The organism is Pseudoalteromonas sp. CnMc7-15, assembly GCF_022347925.1.
GTDB classification, from domain to species: domain Bacteria; phylum Pseudomonadota; class Gammaproteobacteria; order Enterobacterales; family Alteromonadaceae; genus Pseudoalteromonas; species Pseudoalteromonas ruthenica.
The window spans coordinates 72,360-87,691 of the sequence record NZ_JAKRFT010000008.1; the positions used below are offsets into that span (position 1 = coordinate 72,360).

General features: G+C 46.8%; 17 protein-coding genes. 9 read left to right on the forward strand and 8 right to left on the reverse strand.

The window, feature by feature from the left end:
* The first annotated feature begins 22 nt into the window (after positions 1-22).
* On the forward strand, positions 23-667 hold the full coding sequence (locus MHM95_RS17730) for a peroxiredoxin-like family protein (RefSeq protein WP_239385920.1): 645 nt from the start codon (positions 23-25) through the stop codon (positions 665-667).
* Positions 668-695: 28 nt separating this feature from the next.
* On the opposite strand, the gene MHM95_RS17735 is transcribed toward MHM95_RS17730, so the two are convergent.
* The 3 genes from MHM95_RS17735 to MHM95_RS17745 all read right to left on the reverse strand — a co-directional run bounded on the left by MHM95_RS17735 (position 696) and on the right by MHM95_RS17745 (position 4,051).
* On the reverse strand, positions 696-1,199 hold the full coding sequence (locus tag MHM95_RS17735) for a hypothetical protein (protein ID WP_022946265.1): 504 nt from the start codon (positions 1,197-1,199) through the stop codon (positions 696-698).
* Positions 1,200-1,374: 175 nt separating this feature from the next.
* Positions 1,375-3,705: a fatty acid cis/trans isomerase gene (locus MHM95_RS17740; RefSeq protein ID WP_239385921.1), complete on the reverse strand. Its 2,331-nt coding sequence runs from the start codon at positions 3,703-3,705 to the stop codon at positions 1,375-1,377.
* Positions 3,698-4,051, reverse strand: coding sequence for a hypothetical protein (locus MHM95_RS17745; RefSeq protein ID WP_045980250.1), 354 nt, complete (start codon positions 4,049-4,051; stop codon positions 3,698-3,700). Before MHM95_RS17745 ends, MHM95_RS17740 begins: the two co-directional genes overlap by 8 nt.
* A gap of 122 nt (positions 4,052-4,173) precedes the next feature.
* Between MHM95_RS17745 and MHM95_RS17750 the strand changes: the two genes are divergently transcribed.
* Positions 4,174-4,761: a LemA family protein gene (locus tag MHM95_RS17750; protein WP_022946262.1), complete on the forward strand. Its 588-nt coding sequence runs from the start codon at positions 4,174-4,176 to the stop codon at positions 4,759-4,761.
* Between the two features lie 2 nt (positions 4,762-4,763).
* Positions 4,764-6,608, forward strand: a complete 1,845-nt coding sequence (locus tag MHM95_RS17755; RefSeq protein ID WP_239385922.1) for a M48 family metalloprotease — start codon at positions 4,764-4,766, stop codon at positions 6,606-6,608.
* A gap of 1 nt (position 6,609) precedes the next feature.
* Here MHM95_RS17755 and MHM95_RS17760 read toward each other — a convergent pair whose 3' ends face one another.
* The 4 genes from MHM95_RS17760 to ylqF form a co-directional block, all read right to left on the reverse strand.
* Positions 6,610-7,275, reverse strand: a complete 666-nt coding sequence (locus MHM95_RS17760; protein WP_045980292.1) for an SDR family oxidoreductase — start codon at positions 7,273-7,275, stop codon at positions 6,610-6,612.
* Between the two features lie 62 nt (positions 7,276-7,337).
* Entirely contained in the window at positions 7,338-8,117 is a 780-nt protein-coding gene (locus MHM95_RS17765; protein WP_045980248.1) for a VOC family protein, read from the reverse strand.
* Positions 8,118-8,153: 36 nt separating this feature from the next.
* Entirely contained in the window at positions 8,154-8,618 is a 465-nt protein-coding gene (locus MHM95_RS17770) for a hypothetical protein (protein ID WP_239385923.1), read from the reverse strand.
* Positions 8,619-9,050: 432 nt separating this feature from the next.
* The gene (gene ylqF, locus MHM95_RS17775; RefSeq protein WP_239385924.1) at positions 9,051-9,995 is read right to left on the reverse strand and encodes a ribosome biogenesis GTPase YlqF; all 945 of its coding nucleotides are present in this window, start codon (positions 9,993-9,995) and stop codon (positions 9,051-9,053) included.
* Positions 9,996-10,101: 106 nt separating this feature from the next.
* Between ylqF and MHM95_RS17780 the strand changes: the two genes are divergently transcribed.
* Both MHM95_RS17780 and MHM95_RS17785 read left to right on the forward strand, forming a co-directional pair.
* Positions 10,102-10,647 carry a YaeQ family protein gene (locus MHM95_RS17780; protein ID WP_022946256.1) on the forward strand — a complete coding sequence of 182 codons (546 nt, stop codon included), beginning with the start codon at positions 10,102-10,104 and terminating at the stop codon, positions 10,645-10,647.
* Between the two features lie 32 nt (positions 10,648-10,679).
* On the forward strand, positions 10,680-11,276 hold the full coding sequence (locus MHM95_RS17785; RefSeq protein WP_045980247.1) for an alpha/beta hydrolase: 597 nt from the start codon (positions 10,680-10,682) through the stop codon (positions 11,274-11,276).
* Here MHM95_RS17785 and MHM95_RS17790 read toward each other — a convergent pair.
* Positions 11,273-11,470 carry a hypothetical protein gene (locus MHM95_RS17790; RefSeq protein WP_045980246.1) on the reverse strand — a complete coding sequence of 66 codons (198 nt, stop codon included), beginning with the start codon at positions 11,468-11,470 and terminating at the stop codon, positions 11,273-11,275. The genes MHM95_RS17785 and MHM95_RS17790 overlap by 4 nt on opposite strands.
* A 289-nt stretch (positions 11,471-11,759) precedes the next feature.
* Here MHM95_RS17790 and MHM95_RS17795 point away from each other — a divergent pair, with 289 nt between their 5' ends.
* The 4 genes from MHM95_RS17795 (at position 11,760) to MHM95_RS17810 (ending at position 14,684) form a co-directional block, all read left to right on the forward strand.
* The gene (locus MHM95_RS17795; RefSeq protein WP_022946252.1) at positions 11,760-12,233 is read left to right on the forward strand and encodes a Dps family protein; all 474 of its coding nucleotides are present in this window, start codon (positions 11,760-11,762) and stop codon (positions 12,231-12,233) included.
* A gap of 74 nt (positions 12,234-12,307) precedes the next feature.
* Complete coding sequence (locus MHM95_RS17800) at positions 12,308-12,670, forward strand: hypothetical protein (protein ID WP_130144982.1); 363 nt, start codon at positions 12,308-12,310, stop codon at positions 12,668-12,670.
* Between the two features lie 10 nt (positions 12,671-12,680).
* A complete protein-coding gene (locus tag MHM95_RS17805) occupies positions 12,681-14,066 on the forward strand; it encodes a class II fumarate hydratase (protein ID WP_239385925.1) in 1,386 nt (461 codons plus the stop codon).
* Positions 14,067-14,159: 93 nt separating this feature from the next.
* The gene (locus MHM95_RS17810) at positions 14,160-14,684 is read left to right on the forward strand and encodes a hypothetical protein (protein ID WP_239385926.1); all 525 of its coding nucleotides are present in this window, start codon (positions 14,160-14,162) and stop codon (positions 14,682-14,684) included.
* Positions 14,685-15,332 lie beyond the last annotated feature (648 nt).

Here is a 15,332-nt window from a genome sequence, read left to right on the forward strand (position 1 = left end):
ACAGTTTTAATAAAGGAATTTTATGTTATCTAAAACACTTGCGAGCTCTGTTGTAGGAGCCATCTTATTGTTATTCAGTGGTGTCGCCAGTGCAGCGGTCATTACCAATATCAGCGACTCGGCTGAGGGCGTAAGTCCGCTCCTGCCTGGCTTGAGCGTGCCCGATGTCACGTTAAAAGACACCCAGGGCCAACCGGTTGCGTTAAAACAACTATTAGCAAATAAGCCTACGGTGTTGGTTGTTTATCGCGGTGGCTGGTGTCCTTACTGTTCAAAGCAATTAAAGAATATCCAAAATATCGAGCAACAAATCGCCGAGATGGGCTTGCAAATCATCGCCGTCTCACCAGATAGTCCTGCAAAGCTTGCGCAAAGCACCATTAGCTCACCGACCTACCAACTGCTCTCTGACGATCAGCTGGCATTGGCACAAGCAATGGGATTAGCTTTTTTCTTAGATGATAAAACGGCTAAAGTTTATCGTAATAAGTTGGGCGTCAACTTTGTTGGCTTGGATGGTGAGCAAAAAGTGGCGCTGCCAGTGCCTGCCGTGTTTGTGCTCGATACGCAAGGGATGGTGCATTTCCAATACGCCAACCCAAATTATCGTGTTCGTTTATCAGAGCCGTTATTACTGGCCGCTGCAAAACAAGTTATGAACCATTAAAAAAGGAGCCCTAGGCTCCTTTTCGTTATTAACGTAGGCGGTAATCACATTTGCCTTGCGTCACGTAACGGGTATCAAATGAAGAGCCCGTGGTAAACTCAAAGCGCATATCTCTGAGCTCAAAGATAGGGTGTGGGTGTTCACTGATCCACTTTTGTGTCGCTCGACAAATACCTTCAAGCTTATGCAAACGGAAGGTATCAACTACCACTACAGCGTTGTATTGTTCCAAATAGCTACGCTGAATGTTTTCTACCCAGTTAGTACCGCCGTAGTTAGAGCGCAAGTAATAAGTCAGGTCACTTTCGTCAGCTTCTTTAGGGCCCACATCCGGTGTTTTGCGCGCTTTTTCAGCAAACTGAATAAGCGATAACTGCTCACGCATAACCTCTTCACGATGCCCTGCAGGACAGCGTTTAGTGGTGTAGGTTACTTTACCTGCGGGGCTAATACATTTACTGAGCTTTTTTTCATTGCCCTGCGCTGCGAATGTTGCGCTCAGGGCGAGCAATAATACAAACCAATAGTGCATTGTTGTTCTCTAATTTTAGGCACAGCGGCAATTTTGCCAAAACCGCCACAGGTAAACAAGTCTTTGCAAATTGTTACATTTTCATTTCTGTACCAATTTGCTAAAAAAGACTGCTATAAAATCATTAGAAGCTAATTATTTATCTATATTTAACAAACAATTAGATCTAAAACGCTTACCGATTTTCGAGTCGGTTATAATCTAATAAGCCATACTCTATTCCCCGATATTTTTTCACCTGCTGGTGCAAAATATCGCTAAAGCGCCAAAATTGCGGGTCAGTGCGACGTACGGCAAAACGACTTTTTAAGGTTCGGTAATCAGCCTCGCTGGTCATTTTTTGCATATGTGCAGCAAAATCTTCCAGCTGCTGTGGTTGTAACAACCATAGCGCTTCAGGGTAATCGCCAATAAAGCCGGGGATGACAAGTGCTTTATCTTCATCGTAGGCGCGCTGATCTTCCTCGTCTAATAAGCTGCTGATGTTGTAGTGGGCATTGTGATGCAGCAAAGTATAAGCCTGATAATCATCCTCACCATTGGCCACCAAGATATAGCTCACTTGTGGTAATAAGTTCACCGCCGTGCTCGGCATGGCATTCAGTTGGCGCAGCACATCAGGTACTTTTTGATAATCATAACGCTGACTCAATACCGCCGAGAGCTTTGTGGCTAAGCGCTGGTAAAGCTCTTGTTGTGGCTGTGACGTTTTGTAGTCAATGCCTGTCGGTTGCTCAAAGCGCACATTAGTATCTTTCATAAACTCGACAAGACTGGTGGGTGATTTTCTATACCAATGAGCCCGTAGTGCCTTGCGCTGCTCTTTCGGTAGTAAGGCAAGAAAGTTGTCTTCGCCTTCCATGCGCAGGAAGTCCATGTACAGACGAGTGATCAGTTGATGGCCAACATTGCCGTATACATCAAACCCAGCCACCAGCAGATAATGAATTCGTTCAAATAATGAGTAATCTAAAATCCAAGCGGTTTTGGGCTGCTCGCCGACCCAGCCTTTGACCACCGTTGCCGAGTTGAAGTGCCGGAAAATCGTTAATGCGGCATTGTCATTATGCCCTTCCCCTTGCCAAATAAGGTTTTCGGTGAGGTGTTGGCCATTGGCAAAAACTTCATTGGCAAGCTTCGACTTGGCCTCCAAATACGTACTTTGTTTCGCGGCGTATTTGACCCAGCTAGAAATAGGCAAAGCGTTCGAATCTTCCTGGGCAGGCATATCGAGCATATCTTCGTGGCGCATTAAGAATTCATCAATTTTGGGCTGACTCACGAATTTAGGGTCAACAAAGGCGACCCAAAACTGATCATTAATCACATTCAAAGCAATCTGACCTCGACAGACAGGCCCTTGAATAAAACCACGAATAATAAGCTCAGCCTCATCGAGCATAAATTGATATCGAGAGCCTACGGGAATAGCTGCAAAGACTTTAAACGGGTTTGAAGCGACTTTTATGTCATACCCAGGCAGTGATGGCACGGCATATTCCGGCGCAATAAATTGTGATCGCAAGCGAGCTAGCTTGTCATTATTCAACGCCAGTGGAATATTGGTTTTGGCCAGTACGGTACTTTTTCGAGGCAGCAGGCGGTAATAAACGCGCGCTACCTTAGGATCTTCATAAGGGCGGCGAGTAGCAATAACATCGATGGCTTCACCGGGAGGCGTGCGCGAACGAACTAAGGTGAAAAACTCCGAGGTGCTGATTTGATCAAAATAGATATTGGCCAGGTACCAGTGCTCATAAATATAACGAGCGCTTAAGCGGTGTTTGTTATCATCTTGATTAAGAAAACGTTCCCACTTGTTCACTTCAGTTTGCAGCTCAGCGCTAATGGGGCCGTGCTCGGGCATTTTCGCGCCATCTTGCAACCACTGTGTGAGCACCGACATTTCTTTACTGGTCAGTGCTGGCAAACCATAGGGCATGCCCGCGTGAGGTTTATCTTGCGCGTATTGTTGAAACTCGCCAATAGTGGGACAGGTTTGGTCTCTATCCAGAGCAAAGTCAAATTCCTCTCCCAGAATGGCTCGATCTGGCAGCGGGTGCTGCTGTTTCAATGCCAAAGCTTGATACATCACGCTGCCCACTAAATTAGCATGGGCGCTTTGCTCGCGCTCGTTAAGCACCGGTGAGAAGCCACGCTCACGCCACTGTTGCGTGGTGTGGGCATCAACGAATAAGCGGCTAGGCTTACTTGCAAGTAGCCGCGTGCCATCATAGACCAAGTCTTTAGAGGTACCACGTTCAATGCCCTCAGGAGATGACATTTTCAACTGACAAGGCGCATCATAGCACCCGTGGCAGACGACACAGCGGTTATCTATCACGGGTTTGACTTGCTCAGTAAAAAAGTCGCTTTGCGCAGGACTTACATCGTTACTGCGGTTTTGAACCTGCTCAGGGCCAAAGAGGCTATCATACTTCTGCGCACCTAATACGGCGCAGCCCGTACATAGCAGCAACAGCAAACCCCACGTCAGTTTATTCATCATCATCCCCTAGATCAAAGGTCGGCATCATTTCCAGTTGGGGTGATACGTAACTAACGCCATTATCGCGCTCTAAAGTGGCTGCTAAAAGTGGCCCATGAGTGAGCATTAACATGGCACTGTGGGATTCACTTGGAACAGACTCGGTATGCGCCAGCAATTGATAATCGGCCAATTGCAAGCTGACGCTCTGATCTTGCGCTGGGTTTTGGCACAGGTGAGCAAGTAACTGCTCGTCAAGAACCACTTCTAAGTATAAATCTGGGTGGTCTAAATCACGATTTGGTAATTCATCGTTGAATTGAAAAAGCGGTAAGCTGAGTACAGCGCCTTGCGATAACTCCATGGCAAGCCCCAATAAGGTAAGACTAAAACAGTTTTCATGATAGCAAAAAATGTCTACATGTTGGCTGATTTTGTGCACAATTCAGGTATAGTTAACCCAATTTTTTGCGCGAGATCTTTAATATGGAACTATTTTTAATCATCACGGCAGTGGTAGTCGTCATTGCCATAGTGATTTACAACTCGCTGGTACGCTATAAAAACGAATACCAAAATGCCTTTGCGCAAATAGATGTGCAGCTGCATCGCCGCCATGATCTTGTCCCTAACTTAGTCGCCACCGCTCAGGCTTATTTAGACCATGAAAGTGAGACCTTAAAAGCGGTTACCCAAGCAAGAAATCAAGCTGTAAGTGCTCTACAAAGCCTCTCGGGTGGTGAATTATCTTCGGCTAAACTTGCCCATTTAGCGCAAACAGAGGGAGCCTTGAGCAGTGCCCTAGGCGCCTTACAAGTGAGCATAGAAGACTACCCCGAATTGAAGGCCGACGCGACAATGGCCAATCTAAGTGAAGAGTTATCAAGCACCGAAAACCGTATCGCTTTCGCACGCCAAGCATACAATGACTCAGTACTTGCCTATAACAGTTACCGACAAAGTTTCCCGCCGGTGTTGATTGCCAACATGACGGGTCATAACCAAGATGCCAAGCTGCTAGAACTGGATGATCCACAAAGACAACGCCAAGCCCCTAGCGTGTCATTTAAGTAGCCGTGAGCGGTTTCTTTTCTCAGCAGCGCCAAGCAAGGCGTAAGACTTGGCTACTGCTGGTATTATTTGTGCTCGCGGTGGGTGCTCTCATCGCCCTCGCACATTGGCCATTTTTATGGCTGATGAGCATTTTTTCAACTGATCCATACACCCTGTTTAATTATGGTATCGCGCATGGAACTGACGCTTCAATCCACCTAGGGCTCACCCTTTCCATCACTGCAATTATCAGTACAGCCATACTTTATAAGTACTGGCAATTGCGCCGTGGTGGCAGTGTTATTGCTGAGCAACTAGGCGGGCAGCTGGTGCAAACAAACACCTACCATGAACAACAGCGGGTGCTACTGAATGTTGTTGAAGAGGTCGCTATTGCCGCCAGGATGCCCGTTCCGAGCACCTATTTACTTGCCAACCAGCCCAGTATTAATGCGTTTGCCGCGGGCTATCATCGTCGCGATAGTGTCATTGCCATCACCCAAGGCGCGCTCGATCAGCTAAGCCGAGCGCAACTACAAGCGGTCGTCGCCCATGAATTCAGCCACATAGTCAATGGTGATGTACGCCTCAACGTGCGTATGTCTGCCTTACTTTATGGCATCACCTTTATAGGCCAAGCCGGTGAAAACTTAATTTATAGCGCCATGAATGCGTCCCGTCGCCACAACGCGCAACGCACAGATGGCGCAGGGTTTACCACAGTCATCGGCGTTATTCTGACGCTGTTTGGATGGCTGGGGACACAACTTGGCGACATTATCAAAGCGCTGGTATGTCGCCAGCGGGAATATCTTGCTGACGCTGGTGCAGCGCAGTTTACCCGTAACCCACAAGCACTGGCCGGGGCTTTACTGGCTATTGCCGAAAATCCTCGCAAAAACACCTTAAGGCAAAATAATGCGCACCTATTTAGTCATTATTTTTTTAGTGATGCATTGAGCCCGTGGTTAACCTGGTTAAGCACTCACCCGCCGCTAACGAAACGTATTCGCAGGCTTGATCCACATTGGCATGGACAATTAAAAGAGCGTCCACGCACGGCGCCAAGCCGAGCAAATACCATGGCTTTTAGTGCTAGCCAAGGGCGCAACCCGCAGCCACAAGTAGTGTATGGCGACTTTCGAGAAAAGCTCATGGGGATAGAGGACTCTCTAAGTTATTTAGCTCATGAGCCGAGCGATGCGCGATGGTTAGTTATGTTACTGTGTCTTCATCAACACTGGCCGAATCGCCAAGCACAACTAACGTTTATCGCCGCGCTTCCTTATGTTGATATGTATAAGCTGGATAGGGCTGAGCTTGCATTAACGAAGCTCAGCACCGAACCTCAATTTCGCCTGCTTGAGGTTGCCATTGGTGCAATTCGCTGTTTGCCCAAAGCGCAACGCAGCCAATTTCTTGCCCAGCTAAAACAGCTCGCTGCGCTGTGTGAGGACTGGGAGCTTGTTCCTTGGTCTTTTCAGCAGCTCAGTGCTCATGCCCTCGCTGATAAAACCGTTGGTGCGTTGCCGGTTATGAATAAAACAGTGATTGTTGCAGCTTGTGAGCAGCTTCTTGGCGCTTTGGCAAGCTATGGCCATGCTAACCCAGAGCAACAACGCCTGGCGCTTGCTGCAGCGGCGCAGCATTTACAGATACCGCTTAACTTAGAGCATGAAGCGCGATGCCAGCTGACACGATTGCAGCGCGCCCTGCGAGTCATAAAAGGCCTCCCTGTGGTCAAACGGCAACAGTTGCTGGAGGCTTGTCGTGTATGCGTAGAGCACGATGCACACATTAACGAGGCGGAGCAAACGCTGCTCTACACGCTTGCTGCCTGCTTAGAGATAGATGGTATCGATTGCTAGCTTACCACGGTAAGGTTTCACCGTTAGCATGCCAAAAGCCGCCACTGTTATTTAAGTTTAGCTCGTCAATACGCTCACTGATGCGCTGTGCTGCAACATCTGGGCCTATATCGCCAGCGTAACCGACCATTTCGGTTTGCACGAATCCGGGGTGAATTAACCCCACCGCCACATCTTGTGCTTTAAGTTCATGGGCCAAGCTCACTGAGGCTGCATTTAACGCGGCCTTGGACATACGGTAGCCTATATAGCCTCCGGAACCATTGTCGGCAATAGAGCCCATACGTGAGGTGATCATCGCCACTTTCGCGCCTTTGCTAAAGTTATCACGTAATGCATGAGTCACACGCACAGGAGCCACTGCATTGACCGAGAGCTGTTCATTGATAGTGTCAAAGTTCATCTCTGCCAGGGTTTCGTTACGAAACACACCGGCATTATTAATCAATAAATCGATGTGCTCGTTTTTAAGCTCAGTGCGCAAGCGGGCCACATCGTCAGCGTGGCTTACATCAAACCCTGTGCGCACATCAACACCTAGTTCATCAAGCTCATCGCTGCTACGCCTAACCACGGCAATAACCTTAGCTCCAGCAGTTTTATAAATTTTCGCTAGCTGTAAACCGATGCCCCGATTGGCACCGGTGATCACCACATGTTGGCTCATAATCACTCATCCTCTTTTTAAGTTGATGAGTTTAGGGTGGGGGTGAATCAATAAAACCCAAGTTATTGGTTAAGGTTTATGATTGAAAAGACCGCTCCTTGTGGATCTGTGAGGACGCAAAAACGGCCTACTTCAGGTACATCCATGGGCTGCACACATACTTCGCCACCAAGTTTTTTTGCTTGCTCTGCTTGTGCATCACAATCGTTGACACTAAAGTAGATCATCCAATGTGGCGGAATATCATCTGGCCACTGCTCATCCATGGCCACCATACCACCGACCATAGTGTCACCCGCTTTAAACAGGGTGTAATCCATCCCTTCCATGGCTTTTAGTTCGGCGCGCCAGCCCAATAACTCACTGTAAAAATTAGTACTAGATTCAATATCGCGGGTCGCTAACTCAAACCAGCACGGCGTATCAACCTCATTTTGCACACTGGCCCCTTTGTGTCCCTGACCCTGCCATAGCGCTACCATGGCGCCCACAGGGTCGCACAACAACACCATGCGACCTGCCTCGGGCACATCATGTGGACCGTGTACTATGGTTGCCCCCAGCGACTTTGCTTTGTCTGCCATCGCGTCTACATCATCAACGGCAATATAGCTCAACCAATAACTGGGAACACCCTGAGCATGTTGATCGGCGGGCATTTGATACATCGCAGCCACATCCCCTTGTGGCTTTTTTAGCATGGTATAGTAAAGCCCATTGCCGATAGGCTGGTCCTCAGCCGACCAAGTAAACAAATCACTATAAAATGTTTTCCCACCTTGCCAGTCGGATGAACACAATTCGGTCCAGCAAAAGTGTCCCTGGGGGTAATTCTCGCTCATAAATTACATCCTTTTGTTGTTTTCATTAACCATAGACTACGCATTCAGAAAACGCTTGAGGTACTGCTCATGAGTTTCCAATTGGGCAATCACGGTCTCAACCTCTTGGGCTCCCTGACTATCATTCATCACCTGCGCGGCATTACGACATTGCACTAAGGTTTTGTGTTGCTGTGAATTCAACTCTTCAAGGAAAGCTTGCACACTGTCGCCCACTACGGACTCAAGCTTTGCCTGCCACTCCTTCAAATCTCCTAATAAACTGGTGTCGACTTCGTCGAGTTGCTGCTGTTGCCCTACCGCTTTTGCTAACTCGGTTTGCAAATAACGCTTATGATCATGTAAGACTTTCATGCGTGCTTGCAAAGATTCGTCTTCAGCGTGTTTTTGCACATCTTGAATTAGGACTCGCTCATTTTCTAAAGACTCAATTAATTGATCAATAATTTCAATATCTTGCTCTTGTTCACTGGATACAGAGGTAGAAATTTTTAAACCCATAACATGGCTCCTTCTATCGTTACTGTCCTTAATGCTTACTCAAGAACTATTCCAACAAAAAAGAAGAAAAATAAATTTAAATAATTTCAGTTGGTTATAGAAAAACACAGATATTAATGAGAATTATTTGCAAAAAGCGTTGACACAAAGGCAAATCTTATTGATAATCAATATCAACAAAACGGGAACGCATTCGAAAGCAGTGATGTCATTAAACGTTTTGTTGCGGACAACTTTGTTTCTCGACCCTGAAACACGTGTTGCGCACGTAATGCGCTTTGGTTGGTGGCTGCACTCCTCAACGCCCCTTGAACTGTTAGGCCGCCAACCACCCTACTATTTTACTTGCTACATTGCTCATATCGGTGACGGTAGATATGAAAACAAAAAAGCCCGAAAGGGCTTTTTTTATGTCTAAAATTTGTCGTGATATCAGCGACGGTTTTTCCGTGCTCTTGCACGTCGTTGCCGCTTTTCTTCTTCCTTAGCGGCCTTTTTAGCCTCTGCTGCCGCGCGCAATTCGGCAACCATCTGTTCCTCTCGCTCACGCATCTGCGGAGTTTCCATGGTAATACGCCCAATCACCGCATCACGTAACTCGTTAATGAGAATTTCAGCGAACTTATGAAGATCAACCTGATTACCACCACGCAGACAGCCGCGATTTTTGCCCGCTGCAAGCATAAAGTCATAGTCATGTTCTGGCAGTGGTAACACTTTATAGCGTTGGCTCAATAGTGCCGGATACGCTTGCAGCAAATACTCACAGGTGTAGCTGGCAACCTCTTCATAATCAATAGCGGTATCACGAATAGCGCCGGTTGCCGCTAAACGATAGCCGGAGTTCTCGTTTTCAACCTTAGGCCATAACATCCCAGGGGTGTCGTAAAGCATGATCCCTTCGTCTATTTTTATCCGCTGTTGCGCTTTGGTGACCGCAGGTTCATTGCCGGTTTTAGCAACGATGCGCCCCGCAAGCGTATTGATAAGCGTTGACTTACCAACGTTAGGGATCCCCATAATCATGGCTTTAATCTGTTTATCGGCACCTACTTTGTGCGGCACAAGCTTTTTACACAGTTCAATGACTTTGCCAGTATGGCCCGCTTTATCGTTCGCGAGCGGCATGGCTTTGACACCATTTTCACGCTCAAGGTAGTCCATCCATTGGGTGGTCATCTGCGGGTCGGCCAGATCAGCCTTATTTAGGATTTTAATGACTGGCTTATCACCGCGCAACGCGCCAACCATAGGGTTCTCACTGCTGTAGGGAATGCGCGCGTCCAATACCTCAATGATGACATCCATTTGTGGCATGATCTCTTTTATTTCGTTACGCGCTTTATTCATATGGCCTGGGAACCACTGGATTGCCATGTTTTCTCTCCCCTAAGTGATGAATAATTATTTTACCTTCGAGACACGCCAAGATCACCCGTTAATGTGTATACTGCCCGCTTTTCTTCTCTCTTATGGAACAGGCATGGCCCTAAAAGCAACGATCATCAAGGCACGGTTGAACATTAGTGATTTAAACCGCCATCATTACCAGCAATACTCTTTTACCCTCGCGCAGCACCCATCAGAAACCGACCAACGGATGATGATCAGAGTGCTTGCCTTTGCCTTAAATGCTAATGATAATTTAGTTTTCACCAAAGGCTTATGTGCCGATGATGAGCCCGAGCTGTGGTGGATAAACGACGATGACAGTATTCACTTATGGGTAGAACTTGGTCTCGCTGATGACAAGCGCCTAAAAAAGGCCTGTAGCCGAGCACAGCAAGTATTACTTTATGCCTATGGTGAAGGAAGCCAGCAAGCTTGGTGGCAAAAACACCAAGCGAAACTCGCTGGGTTTGATAACCTGCGTATCGTCAGCCTTGCTTATGAAGATACGCAGAAGCTAGCAGCAATGGCCTCCAGAAGCTTAGATTTAACGATTACCATCGAAGATAATGAAGTGTGGGTGAGTGATAGCGAGACCAGCTTACAAATCCCCTTGACCTTGTTGCAAGGACAAGGCTAAATACTAGCGCCATTGTTATCAACGGAGTCACTATGATCACTAAGGTAGTTGTATTACACGGATTGTATATGTCTGGCTTCGTAATGCGCCCTCTTTGCGCACGTCTTAAAAAGCAGGGGTATGGCATTTTAAATGTGTCATACAACACCCTGAACCCAGATACCGATAAAATCTTTGCGCAAATTAATGACTTCATCGCCGATGACCAGTGCGCTTTTGTTTGTCATTCCTTGGGCGGCCTTATTGCTCGGCAATACCTCAGTCAGGCGTTTCCACAGACGGACCAGGTAAAAAAGGTCTTTACCCTTGGCACCCCACACAAAGGGGCACAAATAGCCCGCCATATGCAGGACCGGGGCATGCAAGCACTGTTGAAGAATAGCCTTGAGTACCTCGTGAGTGAAAGCCAAGATTGGCCCTTCTCAGCCCAACTGTACAGTATCGCCGGAGACTTGCCCTTTGGCTTACTGCCATTATTTGAGCAGGGCAAGCCGTCAGATGGTACGGTGATGGTTGATGAAACCCGCGTCTCAGGTATGGCGCAGCATAAAGTTTTTCACCTTAGCCACACCAGCCTCATTTACTCGCGTAAGGTGGTCGATTATATCTTGGCGCAGCTAAAGACTTAATCCTCAGCAGCCGCTGCGATTTTATACGCAATTACCGCAATAACACCGACTACCAATGGGATTGGCGCAGCAATAATGCCAAATGCATCAGAGTTGGCATAACTGGCTCCAGCTAAATGACCAACAAGACCGATTACAAAGGTTAGTACGGCGATAATACATACTGTAATTTCTGCTTTTTTTGCTTTTGTCATTGCCCTATCTCCTCATCGTTGATGGTTTCAGTATGGCCTGCACAAGGAAAGTAACCTTGCGCTAAATCAAGTTTTCACTGGGCAATAAATCATCAGTATCGAGTTGTTGCGTTAGATCAAAAATTCATCTCCTCGGCCTTGTTTTTGGCATACATCATGCCCAAGTATGATTATAGGGTCGGTGTTGTTATCGCTAAAAGTGATGTCAGGCATCGAATTTATCTGCTTGTTATCAGGTGCCTTTAGGCCATACTGATTATCAGCAAACAACCATGCACAGGAGACAGCTATGTCGCAAATCAATGCCATTGGATTAGATAGTGAAGAAACTCAAAACGTAATTGAATCACTCAATCGGCTATTAAGTTGCTATCAAATTCAGTATATGAATGCCCGTGGCTTCCATTGGAACATCAAAGGTCGTGATTTCTTCGAGCTGCACGTGAAGTTTGAGGAAATTTATAATTTGCTGTTGGAAAAAGTAGATGAAATAGCTGAGCGTATTCTTACCTTGGGTGGTGAGCCCCTACACGCATTTTCGGACTTTATCGAATTAAGCCAAATTAACGAAGTGAAAAATGTCAGCGACGGCGGCCAAGCCGTACAATCACTCGTCGATGGCTACTCAACACTAATAAAAATGCAGCGTAAGGTGCTCAGTGATGCCGGCGATAACCAAGACGAAGGCACAGCCGCGTTAATGAGCGATTACATTAAAGAACAAGAGAAGCTTGTTTGGATGTTAAAAGCCTATTTGGATTAATCACAAAATCACTTGCATCTTCCCTCTCAACTGTAATGATAATTATTATCAATACAGCTGGAGGGATTTGCACCGTGCCACAGATTTCGCTTGAATTTCTTGGAGCTCAACTGCGCCGTCTATCGCGGTGTCAGCGAGGCCAAGCACCCAACTTAGTTGCACAGTTTATTGAAACGGGTTTGCATTGGGCTCGCTACTATGGAGCTCGACAGATGTATTTATTACAAGAGCTTTATTTACGTCGCACGTTTTACCAATTGGTTAATATCATCTGTGACCCTTTGTTGGAACAGCAAGTAAGAAAACAAAGCCTTTGTCAGCTGCACAAACCACAGCTTGCCCTTCAGCGTTTTTATCGCCAGCAACAGGGTATGCATAAGTACAGAGCACTCAGCCAAGAAGCTCGCGTTCTCTGTCATGAGTTCAACCCCTATTAAGGAGCACATTATGAGCACAGAGTACCGACATGAAAAGGACAGCATGGGTGAGCTACAGGTCCCAGCAGGTGCCTTATATCAAGCACAAACCCAACGCGCTGTGAACAACTTTCACATCAGTGCCATGCGTATGCCAGCACGCTTTATTCAGGCATTGGCACAGATAAAACGCGCAGCCGCCACCGTTAATACCGAGCTAGGGCATCTTGATGCCAATGTGGGTGGTGCAATAGACAACGCCTGTCGCGAAATTATTGCTGGTGAGCACCTTGAGCACTTCCCTGTGGATGTATTTCAAACCGGCTCAGGGACCAGTACCAATATGAACGCTAATGAGGTCATTGCTACGCGTGCAAGTCAGTTACTGGGTGATAATGTACACCCCAATGATCATGTAAATATGGGGCAAAGCTCCAATGATGTGATCCCAACAGCAATTCACGTAAGTAGTGCGCTGGCGATAGAGAAAGAGCTGATCCCAGCGCTAGATCACCTTATTAGTGTGATAGAAGCTAAGATTGAACAAGTGGGCAGCCATGTTAAAACCGGCCGCACACATCTAATGGATGCCATGCCTGTTACCTTCGCACAAAGCATGTCGGCTTGGCGCGAACAAGTCGTTAAGGCGAAGCAACAAATCAGCGCTAGCGCTGAGCACTTACATCAACTTGCCCAAGGCGGTACTGCTGTAGGCACAGGTATAAATGCTGATCCTGAATTTTCGGCGCGTTTCGCTAAACAGCTCGCTGCCCAAACCGATAGTCACTTCCAAGGGGCAGAAAACCTGTTCTACCACATCGCAACTCAAGATTCGGTGGTTGCGGTATCCGGGCAACTAAAGACTGCTGCGGTCGCGTTTATGAAAATCGCTAACGACCTACGTTGGATGAACTCTGGACCTTTAGGTGGGATTGGTGAAATAGAGCTCGAAGCACTGCAACCTGGTTCATCCATTATGCCTGGCAAAGTGAACCCGGTGATCCCTGAGGCCACAGCCATGGTTTCGGCGCAGGTCATAGGTAATGACAGTACTATTACCGTAGCGGGTCAGGCTGGTAACTTTGAACTAAATGTAATGTTGCCCGTTATCGCCTATAACGTATTGCAGAGTATCGAGTTACTGACCAATACCAGCTATGCTTTGGCCGATAAGGCAATTGCCAGCTTCGTCGTCAGAGAAGATAACTTACAGCGTTCTTTAGCAAAGAACCCCATTCTGGTAACGGCGCTTAACCCCATTATTGGATATGAGAAAGCGGCCGCTATTGCCAAGCAAGCTTACAAAGAGAATAAAGCTATTCTCGATGTAGCTGCAGCACAAACCGACATTCCTTATAAAGAGCTAGAGAAGTTACTCGATCCTAAAGGGCTTACCCTAGGAGGCATTCAAAAATAGATGGCCTGAGCTTAGTGACCATAACATTGGCATTTGCGCATTAGCGCAATGTTTGTATTATGGTCACTATACTCATCAACAATTATAAATATTATGCGCCACTTAATTATCCCCCTTGCACTGCTCTCCCTCACTGCATGTCAAAATAATGAGCCACAAAATACGACCGGTGAAGTAGAGACAGCCGTAGAGCGAGCTAGCTCTGAGTCAACAACAGATAACCTAGGAAAAGATAAGCGGATAGACGGCGAACAACTTAGCCAACCGATTAACGAAGAGCGCGCCATTAGTGCCACAGAGCAATCCATCAAAGCTGATTATCAACGTTTAGAAGCACTGACGCAGGACAAATCTTGTGACAGCGCCAGCCAATGTAAAGTGGTTGCAGTGGGTAGCCGTGCTTGCGGCGGCCCAAGCCAATATCTTGTATATTCAAGTAAATCAGCAGATCCGCAGCAAGTATCTGCGTTAGCAAACAGTTTGGCTGCTCAGGAAAGCCAACTAAATGCTGAAAAAGGCATGATGAGTATCTGTCAGCATCTCACGAGACCCGCAGCACAATGCAAATTAAAGCAGTGCGTCGCAGTACAGAGCAATGTCAATCAAGAAACGTATTAATAACCGAAGGCGCTCAACACCAGCGACAATACAGTAACGGCGGCAATACAAACCAAAGCCCGAATAATAAATTTGGGCTTTATCTCATTCTTATACCAATGAAAGTAAAGGAATTTGACGAAATACGTTGCAGCTACACCAAACAGCGCAAAGATCAATAAGTAAGCAAGTAACGGAAGGGTCAAAAGTCAGCCCTAATAAATTCAAAATCTGTTCTCTAGCCTAACAATTCCACTCGAAAAAGACCAAAAATATATAGCCATTTGGCACCCCCTAATCATGTTTTTAAAAGCCTAATATTGTAGGTCATGGGTTACCCAGCCTAGACTGCTGTGTTGTGGGTCGGGGTTTACCTTGACTGGGGTGGTGCAAGGCTAAAGCCTTGCCTACAGGTGTGTTTTTTTAGTTGTTTGGTTGTGTTGTAGGTCAGAATTTACCCTGACTAGGATGATGCAAGGCTGAAGCCTTATCTACAGATATAGATATGATGACGGGTGTGGGGTTTTTCTGTTGTTTAGTTCTGTTGTAGGTCAGGATTTACCCTGACTAGGATGATGCAAGGCTGAAGCCTTGCCTACAGATATAGATATGGTGACGGGTGTGGGGTTTTTCTGTTGTTTGGCTGTGTTGTGGGTCGGGGTTTACCCT

Coding starts and splice junctions, on each gene's coding strand:
- MHM95_RS17780 (WP_022946256.1), top strand. CDS start 10,102: ATGGCCCTAAAAGCAACGATCATCAAGGCACGGTTGAACATTAGTGAT.
- MHM95_RS17810 (WP_239385926.1), top strand. CDS start 14,160: ATGCGCCACTTAATTATCCCCCTTGCACTGCTCTCCCTCACTGCATGT.
- MHM95_RS17770 (WP_239385923.1), bottom strand. CDS start 8,618: ATGGGTTTAAAAATTTCTACCTCTGTATCCAGTGAACAAGAGCAAGAT.
- MHM95_RS17750 (WP_022946262.1), top strand. CDS start 4,174: ATGGAACTATTTTTAATCATCACGGCAGTGGTAGTCGTCATTGCCATA.
- MHM95_RS17735 (WP_022946265.1), bottom strand. CDS start 1,199: ATGCACTATTGGTTTGTATTATTGCTCGCCCTGAGCGCAACATTCGCA.
- MHM95_RS17745 (WP_045980250.1), bottom strand. CDS start 4,051: ATGGAGTTATCGCAAGGCGCTGTACTCAGCTTACCGCTTTTTCAATTC.
- MHM95_RS17790 (WP_045980246.1), bottom strand. CDS start 11,470: ATGACAAAAGCAAAAAAAGCAGAAATTACAGTATGTATTATCGCCGTA.
- MHM95_RS17805 (WP_239385925.1), top strand. CDS start 12,681: ATGAGCACAGAGTACCGACATGAAAAGGACAGCATGGGTGAGCTACAG.
- MHM95_RS17785 (WP_045980247.1), top strand. CDS start 10,680: ATGATCACTAAGGTAGTTGTATTACACGGATTGTATATGTCTGGCTTC.
- MHM95_RS17795 (WP_022946252.1), top strand. CDS start 11,760: ATGTCGCAAATCAATGCCATTGGATTAGATAGTGAAGAAACTCAAAAC.
- MHM95_RS17760 (WP_045980292.1), bottom strand. CDS start 7,275: ATGAGCCAACATGTGGTGATCACCGGTGCCAATCGGGGCATCGGTTTA.
- ylqF (WP_239385924.1), bottom strand. CDS start 9,995: ATGGCAATCCAGTGGTTCCCAGGCCATATGAATAAAGCGCGTAACGAA.
- MHM95_RS17730 (WP_239385920.1), top strand. CDS start 23: ATGTTATCTAAAACACTTGCGAGCTCTGTTGTAGGAGCCATCTTATTG.
- MHM95_RS17740 (WP_239385921.1), bottom strand. CDS start 3,705: ATGAATAAACTGACGTGGGGTTTGCTGTTGCTGCTATGTACGGGCTGC.
- MHM95_RS17765 (WP_045980248.1), bottom strand. CDS start 8,117: ATGAGCGAGAATTACCCCCAGGGACACTTTTGCTGGACCGAATTGTGT.